Source organism: Polaromonas sp. (genome assembly GCF_039930745.1).
Taxonomy (GTDB): Bacteria; Pseudomonadota; Gammaproteobacteria; order Burkholderiales; family Burkholderiaceae_C; genus Polaromonas.
The window spans coordinates 19,623-29,380 of the sequence record NZ_JBDTTH010000058.1 but is presented as its reverse complement, the minus strand read 5'-3'; the positions used below and the strand labels follow the sequence as shown (position 1 = coordinate 29,380).

General features: G+C 59.6%; 5 protein-coding genes and 1 tRNA gene. All 6 read right to left on the bottom strand.

Going from position 1 to position 9,758, the window contains the following annotated elements; translation table 11 throughout:
- Positions 1 to 120: 120 nt before the first annotated feature.
- The 6 genes from lon to ABI660_RS16115 all read right to left on the bottom strand — a co-directional run bounded on the left by lon (position 121) and on the right by ABI660_RS16115 (position 9,757).
- On the bottom strand, positions 121 to 2,550 hold the full coding sequence (lon, locus tag ABI660_RS16140; protein WP_348069908.1) for an endopeptidase La: 2,430 nt from the start codon (positions 2,548 to 2,550) through the stop codon (positions 121 to 123).
- A gap of 179 nt (positions 2,551 to 2,729) precedes the next feature.
- Positions 2,730 to 3,995 (bottom strand): ATP-dependent Clp protease ATP-binding subunit ClpX, encoded by a 1,266-nt coding sequence (clpX, locus tag ABI660_RS16135; RefSeq protein ID WP_348069906.1) that lies wholly within the window; start codon positions 3,993 to 3,995, stop codon positions 2,730 to 2,732.
- Positions 3,996 to 4,181: 186 nt separating this feature from the next.
- On the bottom strand, positions 4,182 to 4,799 hold the full coding sequence (gene clpP / locus ABI660_RS16130; RefSeq protein ID WP_348069904.1) for an ATP-dependent Clp endopeptidase proteolytic subunit ClpP: 618 nt from the start codon (positions 4,797 to 4,799) through the stop codon (positions 4,182 to 4,184).
- Between the two features lie 115 nt (positions 4,800 to 4,914).
- Positions 4,915 to 6,225, bottom strand: coding sequence for a trigger factor (gene tig, locus ABI660_RS16125; protein ID WP_348069902.1), 1,311 nt, complete (start codon positions 6,223 to 6,225; stop codon positions 4,915 to 4,917).
- Positions 6,226 to 6,317: 92 nt separating this feature from the next.
- A tRNA-Leu gene (locus ABI660_RS16120) sits at positions 6,318 to 6,404 on the bottom strand.
- A 197-nt stretch (positions 6,405 to 6,601) separates the two neighbouring features.
- Complete coding sequence (locus tag ABI660_RS16115) at positions 6,602 to 9,757, bottom strand: efflux RND transporter permease subunit (RefSeq protein WP_348069899.1); 3,156 nt, start codon at positions 9,755 to 9,757, stop codon at positions 6,602 to 6,604.
- Between the last annotated feature and the right edge of the window lies 1 nt (position 9,758).

The following is a 9,758-nucleotide window of genomic DNA, read 5'->3' as shown; positions in this document are numbered from 1 at the left end:
CTCTCGACCTCAACCTTGGCAAGGTTGCGCTCTACCAACTGAGCTACTCCCGCGATTACAGCCTCAAATTATAGCGTACTTTTTTGCGCTTTGCGAAGAGGCTTTAAAATTTCACCAGTCTCAGTGCTTGACGCTGCCCGCAACTTCTACCACCGGCGCTGCAGGAGCCGCTGTCGCGACAGCGGCCTCGTCATCGGTGAGCGGCACAGGCTGGCGCACCAATGCGATCTGCAGCACCTGGTCGATCCATTTGACAGGCACGATCTCCAGGCCGTTCTTCACGTTCTCCGGAATCTCCTGCAGGTCCTTTGCGTTTTCTTCGGGGATCAGGACAGTCTTGATGCCACCGCGCAGGGCAGCAAGAAGCTTCTCCTTCAGTCCGCCAATGGCCGTGACCTCGCCACGCAGCGTGATCTCTCCGGTCATCGCCACATCTCCGCGTACGGGAATGCCGGTGATGGCCGATACGAAAGCCGTGGTCATCGCCGCACCGGCACTCGGGCCGTCCTTGGGCGTCGCGCCATCGGGCACGTGAATGTGGATGTCGCGCTTCTCGAACATTTCGTCCTTGATGCCCAGCACGCGTGCCCGGCTGCGCACCACCGTGCGTGCAGCCTCCACGGATTCCTTCATCACGTCCCCGAGCGAACCGGTGCGCGTGATCACGCCCTTGCCAGGCATCATGGCCGCTTCAATCGTCAGCAGGTCGCCGCCGACTTCAGTCCACGCCAGGCCCACCACCTGGCCAATCTGGTTGTGGTTCTCGGCGCGGCCGTAGTCAAATTTGCGCACACCCAGGAAGTCATTGAGGTTGTCCGCGGTGACGGTGACTTTGGGCTCCATCTTCTTGAGCTGGATGCCCTTGACGACCTTGCGGCAAATCTTGGACAGCTCGCGTTCAAGCGAACGCACACCGGCTTCACGCGTGTAATAACGCACGATGTCGCGGACCGCCTGCTCCTGAATTTCCAGCTCGTCTTCCTTGACGCCGTTGTTCTTGAGCTGCTTGGGCAGCAGATAGCGCATGGCAATGCTGGTTTTTTCGTCTTCCGTATAACCCGACAGGCGAATCACTTCCATGCGGTCCAGCAAGGCCGGAGGAATGTTCATCGAGTTGGACGTTGCGACGAACATCACATCGCTCAGGTCAAAGTCGACCTCCACATAGTGGTCGCCAAAGGTATGGTTCTGCTCGGGATCGAGCACTTCCAGCAGCGCGCTGGAAGGATCGCCCCGGAAATCGGTTCCGAGCTTGTCGATCTCGTCGAGCAGAAACAGCGGGTTGCGTGTGCCGGCCTTGGTCAGGCTTTGCAGGACCTTGCCCGGCAGCGCACCGATGTAGGTGCGCCGGTGGCCGCGGATCTCGGCTTCATCACGCATGCCGCCCAGCGCCATGCGCACGTACTTGCGGCCTGTCGCCTTCGCAATCGACTGGCCCAGCGAGGTCTTGCCCACACCGGGAGGGCCGACCAGGCAAAGAATCGGCGCCTTGAGCTTGTCAACGCGCTGCTGCACCGCGAGATATTCAACAATGCGGTCCTTGACCTTTTCCAGGCCGTAATGGTCTTCGTCCAGCACTTTCTCGGCATTTGCCAGGTCATGCTTGATCTTGGTCTTCTTGCTCCAAGGCAAGCCGGTCAGCACATCGATATAAGTACGCACCACTGTGGCTTCGGCCGACATCGGCGACATCAACTTGAGCTTTTTCAACTCGCTTTCGGCCTTCTTGCGCGCTTCCTGCGGCATCTTGGCGCTCTTGATTTTTTTCTCAATCTCTTCGATGTCCGCGCCTTCTTCGCCTTCACCCAGCTCTTTCTGGATCGCCTTGACCTGCTCATTCAGGTAGAAATCGCGCTGGTTTTTCTCCATCTGGCGCTTGACGCGGCCGCGGATCTTTTTGTCGACGTTGAGGATGTCGACCTCGCGCTCAAGCTGCTCGTAGAGGTTCTCCAGGCGCGCCTTGACATTGTCCAGGTCAAGAATGACCTGCTTGGCATCCAGTTTGAGCGGCAGGTGCGCGGCTATTGTGTCGGCCAGGCGGCCGGCATCGTCGATGCTGGAAATCGAAGTCAGGATTTCCGGCGGAATTTTTTTATTCAGCTTGACGTAGTGGTCGAACTGCTGCATCACGGCGCGGCGAAGCGCTTCCGTTTCGCTGGTCTTGTCACCGGGCGTGAGTACGACCGGCTCCACCGGTGTCACATTGGCGCTGAAGTGAGACTCGCCTTCTTCGATCCTGTTGACAATGGCGCGTTGCTGGCCTTCCACCAGCACCTTGACCGTGCCGTCCGGCAGCTTGAGCATCTGCAGGATGGTGGCCACGCAGCCGACCCCGAACATGTCCTCCACGGACGGTTCATCCTTGGCTGCGGCCTTCTGGGCCACCAGCATGATGCGACGCTCGGCCTCCATCGCCGACTCCAGGGCCTTGATGCTTTTCGGGCGGCCCACAAACAGCGGAATTACCATGTGAGGGAACACCACCACATCGCGCAATGGCAACAGCGGGAGGTCTATCGGGCTGGAAGGCAAGGTAGTTTGTGCGGACATATCAACCCTTTAAAGGTAAGCCTCAAGGAAAACCCGTCTTTCAGGTGCGAAGGGGGATTTTCAGTATCGGTGAAAACATTATTTGGAAAGTGGGGAACAGCGGCCACTTTTCAAGCCAGCAAAGGGATTTACCTGGCGGAGGAGGCGCAGCGCCGGGCAGATTTCGCTTTTCGGCGGCATCAGGCCTGCTTGGCCGCTTCCCGGTACACCAGCAGCGGCGCCTTGTTTTCCTCAATGGTCGACTCGTCTACTACCACTTTTTCCACATTGCTCGTGTTGGGCAGGTCAAACATGGTGTCTATCAGGGACTGTTCCAAAATCGAACGCAGCCCGCGTGCACCGGTTTTGCGGGCCAGGGCCTTGCGGGCAATGGCCTTGAGCGCCGAAGGGCGAATTTCGAGATCCACGCCCTCCATCGAGAGCAGCTTGCTGAACTGCTTGACGACGGCGTTTTTGGGCTCGGTCAGGATTTGCACCAGCGCGTCTTCGGTCAGCTCCGCCAGCGTGGCCACAACAGGCATGCGGCCCACCAGTTCGGGGATCAGGCCGAACTTGATCAGGTCTTCCGGCTCCACATCCTTGAACGCCTCGGTCAGGCTGCGGGCCTTCTTGCTCTTGACGCTGGCACCAAAACCAATGCCCGACGATTCGGTGCGGTTTTCAATGACTTTTTCCAGCCCCGAGAAAGCGCCGCCGCAGATAAACAGGATGTTGGTGGTGTCAACCTGCAGGAAATCCTGGTTCGGGTGCTTGCGGCCGCCTTGCGGTGGCACTGACGCCATGGTGCCTTCGATCAGCTTGAGCAAAGCCTGCTGCACGCCCTCGCCCGACACGTCGCGGGTGATGGACGGGTTGTCCGATTTGCGCGAAATCTTGTCGATCTCGTCGATGTAGACGATGCCCTGCTGCGCGCGCTCAACTTCGTAGTTGCAGCTTTGCAGCAGCTTCTGGATGATGTTTTCGACGTCTTCACCGACATAACCGGCTTCGGTCAGTGTGGTCGCGTCGGCCATCACAAAAGGAACGTTGAGCGTACGCGCCAGGGTCTGGGCCAGCAGCGTCTTGCCGGAGCCGGTCGGGCCGATCAGCAGGATATTGCTCTTGGTCAGCTCGACTTCGTCCTTTTTGGCTTTTTCCTTGTGCCGCAAACGCTTGTAGTGGTTGTACACGGCAACCGCCAAGGTACGTTTGGCCGGTTCCTGGCCGATGACGTAGCCGTCCAGCGTCGTCTTGATCTCCAGCGGCGTGGGCAGGTCGCCGCGCGTTTCGCGCACATCGTCCCCAGCGGGCAACTCATCACGGATGATTTCGTTGCACAGGTCTATGCATTCATCGCAGATGAAAACCGATGGCCCTGCAATCAGCTTTTTGACCTCGTGCTGGCTTTTGCCGCAGAAGGAGCAATACAGGGTTTTTTCGCTGGAAGAGCCTTTTTTTTCGGCCATGAATGGAATGCCTTTGGGTGCCCGTGGGAGGTGTTAGCTAATGATAACCAAATAAACCTGGCCTCACGCATGGCGAAACAGGCCTCAGCCGGCTCTGGGGGAGCAGCCAGTAAAAACGGCGTCCCCTGTTACAGAAACGCCGTTGCTATGCTGCAACTAAGGGAGGCAAACGCTCGGAACGTTCGCTCAGGGGCGCTTGGCAATCACCTGGTCCACGACGCCATAAGTTTTTGCCTCTTCGGCAAACATGAAGTAGTCACGCTCCGTATCGCGCTCGATTTTTTCGACCGTCTGCCCGGTGTTCGCAGCCAGGATGCGATTGAGTTGCTCACGCGTTTTGAGGATGTCGCGCGCGTGAATTTCAATGTCGGTAGCCTGGCCCTGCGCGCCGCCCGATGGCTGGTGAATCATCACGCGCGAGTTGGGCAGCGAAAAGCGCTTGCCCTTGGCGCCAGCCGCCAGCAGGAAGGCGCCCATGCTGGCTGCCATGCCGACGCATAGCGTGGAAACGTCTGCCTTGATGAACTGCATGGTGTCGTAAATCGCCATGCCCGCCGTGACCGAGCCGCCGGGGGAATTGATGTAGAAAGAAATGTCCTTGTCCGGGTTTTCGCTTTCCAGGAAAAGCAGCTGGGCCACCACCAGGTTGGCGGTCTGATCATTGACCGGGCCGACCAGGAAAATGACGCGTTCCTTCAGCAGGCGCGAATAAATGTCATACGACCGCTCGCCGCGGCCGGACTGCTCAATCACCATCGGCACCATACCGAGGCCTTGAATGTCCTGTGCACTGCTGTAAATCATGTGTTCTCCAAATGTTGGGTGTACTTTACCCAAAATAAATGGGGCTCGAAGCCGTAGCCGCAAGCCCCCGCAAGAGAAAATCTGCCAGATGACGGGCCGCAGCCCGCGCTCTACCTCAGTTCTGCGCCATCAATTCGTCAAAGGACACTGATTTTTCAACGATTTTGGCCTTGCCGAGCACAAAATTCGTGACGTTGTTTTCGATCACGACGGACTCGACCTCTGCCATGCGTTTTTCGTCGCTGAAGTACCAGCGCACCACATCCTGCGGCTTCTCGTAGCTTGATGCCAGTTCTTCGACGTGGGTCTTGACCTGTTCGGTCTTGGGGAACAGGTCGTTGGAGCGGGTCAGCTCAGCCACCACCAGGCCCAGGCGCACGCGCTTTTCAGCCTGCGGGCGGAAGATGTCGTCGGGAATCGGTGCCTTGTCGGCGTCCTTGATGCCGCGCTGCTTGAGGTCGGCGCGGGCGCCTTCCACCATGCGGTCCAGTTCGGCCTGAACAATCGCCTGCGGCACGTCGAGTTCGGCATGAGCCAGCAGCGCGTCCATCACGGCGTTCTTGTTGCGGGCCAGCAGGCGAAACTTCACTTCGCGCTCAAGGTTTTTCTTGATGTCGGCGCGCAGGCCTTCCACGGTGGCGTCGGCAATGCCCAGGGACTTGGCCAGGGCTTCATTCACTTCGGGCAAATGGGCGGCTTCAATCTTCTTGACCGTGACCATGAAGTCGGCCTGTTTGCCGGCCACGTCCTTGCCGTGGTAATCAGCGGGGAAGTTCAAGGGGAAGGTCTTGCTTTCGCCGCTTTTCATGCCGCGCACCGCATCTTCGAATTCCTTGAGCATCTGGCCTTCACCGACCAGGAACTGGAAAGCTTCTGCCTTGCCGCCGGCAAAAGGCTCGCCATCGATCTTGCCTTCGAAGTCGATGGTGGCGCGGTCACCGTCCTGCGCTGGCGCATCGGCGGCGCGCTGGGCGAAGGTACGACGCTGCTTGCGCAGGATGTCCACGGTCTTGTCGATGGCTTCGTCCGTGACTTCCGCGGTAACTTTTTCAACTTCCGCCGTGGCCAGGTCGCCAATCTTGACTTCCGGGTAGACCTCGAAAATCGCGTCAAAAGCCAGCTCGCCCTCAGGCGCGCCTTCCTTTTCGCTGATGCGCGGCTGGCCGGCCACACGCAGCTTGGCTTCGTTGGCGGCGACCGAGAAGGCCTCGCCAACTTTGTCGTTCATGACTTCGTAGTGCACTGAGTAGCCATAACGCTGGGCCACCACGTTCATGGGTACCTTGCCGGGGCGGAAACCGTCCATTTTGACCGTGCGGGCCAGGCGCTTCAGGCGTGAATCGACTTCCGACTGGATGGTGTTGACGGGCAAGGTCAAGGTCATCTTGCGTTCCAGCTTCTCGAGGGTTTCAACAGTCACGGCCATGATCTACTCCTAAATTCCGAAAAATATGTTGTAAAAGACGGGCTGGGCGCACGGTTCAAACCTGTGCGGCAGTCGTCCTGAAATCTCACTGGTGGTGCGCGGGGGGGGACTCGAACCCCCACATCCTTGCGGACGTCAGGACCTAAACCTGGTGCGTCTACCAATTTCGCCACCCGCGCGCCGGAAACAAAAACGGGAATCCTCAGCTTTAGGCTTAGGACCCCCGCCTGAAATCGGTCAACTTTCTATTTTAGCCTGTATCGAAAGGCCGCTGGCGCTATTCCTCAGGCCGGCGCCAAAGTGGGCGACCCCGGTGTTTCGCATTTGACGCGAAACCATGCGGGTCTGGCGCTGCGCACTTGCCCCGCCGGGCGGACTAATTAAACGCCGGTGTTTCGCGTTTGACGCGAAACCATGCGGCGTACATCGCCGGCAAAGCCAGCAGCGTCAACACGGTGGCCACGATCAGGCCGCCCATGATGGCAACCGCCATCGGCCCCCAGAACACGCTGCGCGACAGCGGAATCATGGCCAGCACGGCGGCGGCGGCCGTCAGCACAATCGGACGCAGGCGCCGCACGGCGGACTCCACAATCGCGTCCCAGGCCGGAATGCCTGCCGAGCGGTCCTGCTCGATCTGGTCGATCAGGATCACCGAGTTGCGCTGGATCATGCCCATCAACGCGATCACGCCAAGCAAGGCCACAAAGCCGAACGGGCGACCCAACAGCAGCAAAGCCCCAGCCACGCCGGCAATACCCAGCGGCCCCGTCAGGAATACCAGCATAGCGCGACTGAAACTGTGCAGTTGCAGCATCAGCAGGGTGAAGGTCAGGAACAGCATGATGGGAACGCCCGCCACGATGGAGCTCGACCCCTTGCTGCTCTCTTCTACCGCACCGGCCACCTCGATACGGTAGCCGCCCATGCCATTTTTCTGCCACTTGGCCTCGATGGCCCTCAGGGCGGGCAGCAGTTCGTTGGTCACCGTGGCACCCTGCAGGCCTTCGACGATGTCGCTTTGCACCGTGATGGCGTAGTCGCGGTTCTCGCGCCACATCACCCCTGGCTCCCAGGTGAAAACCGGCTTGGCGATCTGCGTGAGCGGGATGGACTTGCCCGAAGCCGTGGGCAAATAGGAGTTGGCGATGTCGGTGATCGCGTTGCGCTCGTCCAGAGGCTGACGCAGCACGATATCGATCAGCTTGTCGCCTTCCCGGAACTGGCCCACGTTGCTGCCGCTCAGGATGGTCCGAGACGCCTGGGCAATCGACTGGCTGGTGACGCCCAATGCGCGCGCCTTGGACTGGTCCACTTCCAGACGCAACACCTTGACCGACTCGTTCCAGTTGTCATTGACGCCGCGCGTATTGGGGCTTTCTCGCATGGCTGCCTTGACCTCGTCAGCGCGGTCACGCAGTACCAGAGGATCAATGCCGACAACGCGGAACTGCACCGGGTAAGGCACAGGCGGGCCATTGGGCAGCAGCTTGATGCGGCCGCGCACTTCGGGAAATTCCTGGGCCAGCAGCGCCGGCAGCTTCACGCGCAGGGATTCGCGCACCTTCAGGTCCTTGGGCAACACGATGAATTGCGACACATTGGTCTGCGGAAAAACCTGGTCCAGCGGCAGGTAAAAGCGCGGTACGCCGGAGCCTACCCAGGTGCTGACAGAGGTGACGCCCTCTTCCTTGAGCAAGCGCTCTTCCACGCGCTTGGCAGTGACTTCATTGGCAGCAAACGAGGTGCCTTCCGGGAACCAGATATCGACCATGATCTCCGGCCGGCTCGAATCCGGGAAGAATTGCTGCTGGACCTTGCCCATGCCGACAATGCCGAGAGCAAAGACCAGTATCGTGGCACCTATCGTGATCCATCGGTACTGCACACACCAGTTCACCAGGCGACGAAAGCCACGGTAAAACGGCGTGTCAAAGTGCTCCTGGTGCCCTGCTTCGGCGCCAACCGGCACCGGCTTGGCCTTGAGCAGCAAGGTGCCCAGGTAGGGCACGAAGTAAACCGACACGATCCAGCTCAGCACCAGCGCAATCACCGTGACGGCAAAAATTGCGAAGGTGTATTCGCCAACGGTCGACTTGGCCATGCCGATGGGCAAAAAACCCACTGCGGTGATCAGCGTGCCGGTCAGCATGGGCATGGCCGTGATTTCATAGGCAAAGGTCGCGGCGCGCACCTTGTCGTAGCCCTCTTCCATCTTGCGCACCATCATCTCGACCGCAATGATGGCGTCGTCCACCAGCAGGCCGAGCGCAATGATCAGTGAGCCCAGCGAAATCTTGTGCAGGCCAATGCCGAAGTAGCTCATGGCCAGAAAAGTCACTGCCAGCACCAGCGGAATGGTGATGCCCACCACCAGCCCTGGCCGCATGTCGATGTAATAACGTTTCCACAGCGGATGCTGGCCCGGGCGCCTGTGAAACCCCAGCGCGATAAAACTCACCGCCAGCACGATCACCACGGCCTCGATCAGCACCTTGACGAATTCATTGACCGAGGTGGCTACCGCCATCGGCTGGTCCTGGATCTGCACCAGCTCGATACCTGCCGGCAAACGCGAACCTATACGCGCTGTGGTGTCCTTCAATGCTTTGCCCAACGCAATGATGTCCCCGCCCTTGGCCATGGACACACCCAGCGCAATCACTTCACGCCCCTGATGGCGCACCTTGACGGCGGGCGGGTCCACATAGCCGCGCTTGATCTCGGCAATGTCACCCAGCCGCAGCTGGTTGCCCGAATTGCCGCGTATCGGCATGGCACGGAGTTGCTCCACCGCTTCAAACTGCCCGGCCACGCGCACCTGCACGATATCGAGGGGTGTCTGCACAGCGCCGGCCGACTCCACCGCGTTCTGCTGGCCCAGCTGATTGAGCACCTGATTGAAGTCCAGCCCGAGCTGGGCCAGGCGCTTCTGCGAAATCTCGATGAACAGCTTTTCGTCCTGCACGCCAAACTGCTCGACCTTGGCCACATCAGGCACACGCAGCAACTGCTGGCGGGCATCGTCGGCAAAGGTCTTGAGCTCGGCGTAACTGAAGCCGTCGGCCTGCAGGGCATAGATCACGCCATACACATCGCCAAAGTCGTCATTGAAGAACGGCCCGACCACCCCGCCAGGCAGGGTGCCGCGCATGTCGCCCACTTTCTTGCGCACGGCGTACCAGACGCCAGCCACATCAGCGGCTTTCGATGAGTCCTTGATCTGGAAAATGATCTGCGACTCGCCCGGCTTGGAGTAGCTGCGGATCTTGTCGGCATACGGCACTTCCTGCAGCGTGCGCTCGATCTTGTCTGTCACCTGCTCGGCCACTTGCTGCGCGGTGGCGCCCGGCCAGTAAGTGCGGACCACCATCGCGCGGAAGGTGAAAGGCGGGTCTTCGTCCTGGCCCAGCTGAAAGTAGGCGGCAAAACCCAGCAGCATCAGCACCAGCATCAAGTAACGCGTCAGCGCGGGATGGTCCAGCGCCCATTTGGACAGGTTGAAGCTGTCTTTTGGTTGTACTTGCGTCATG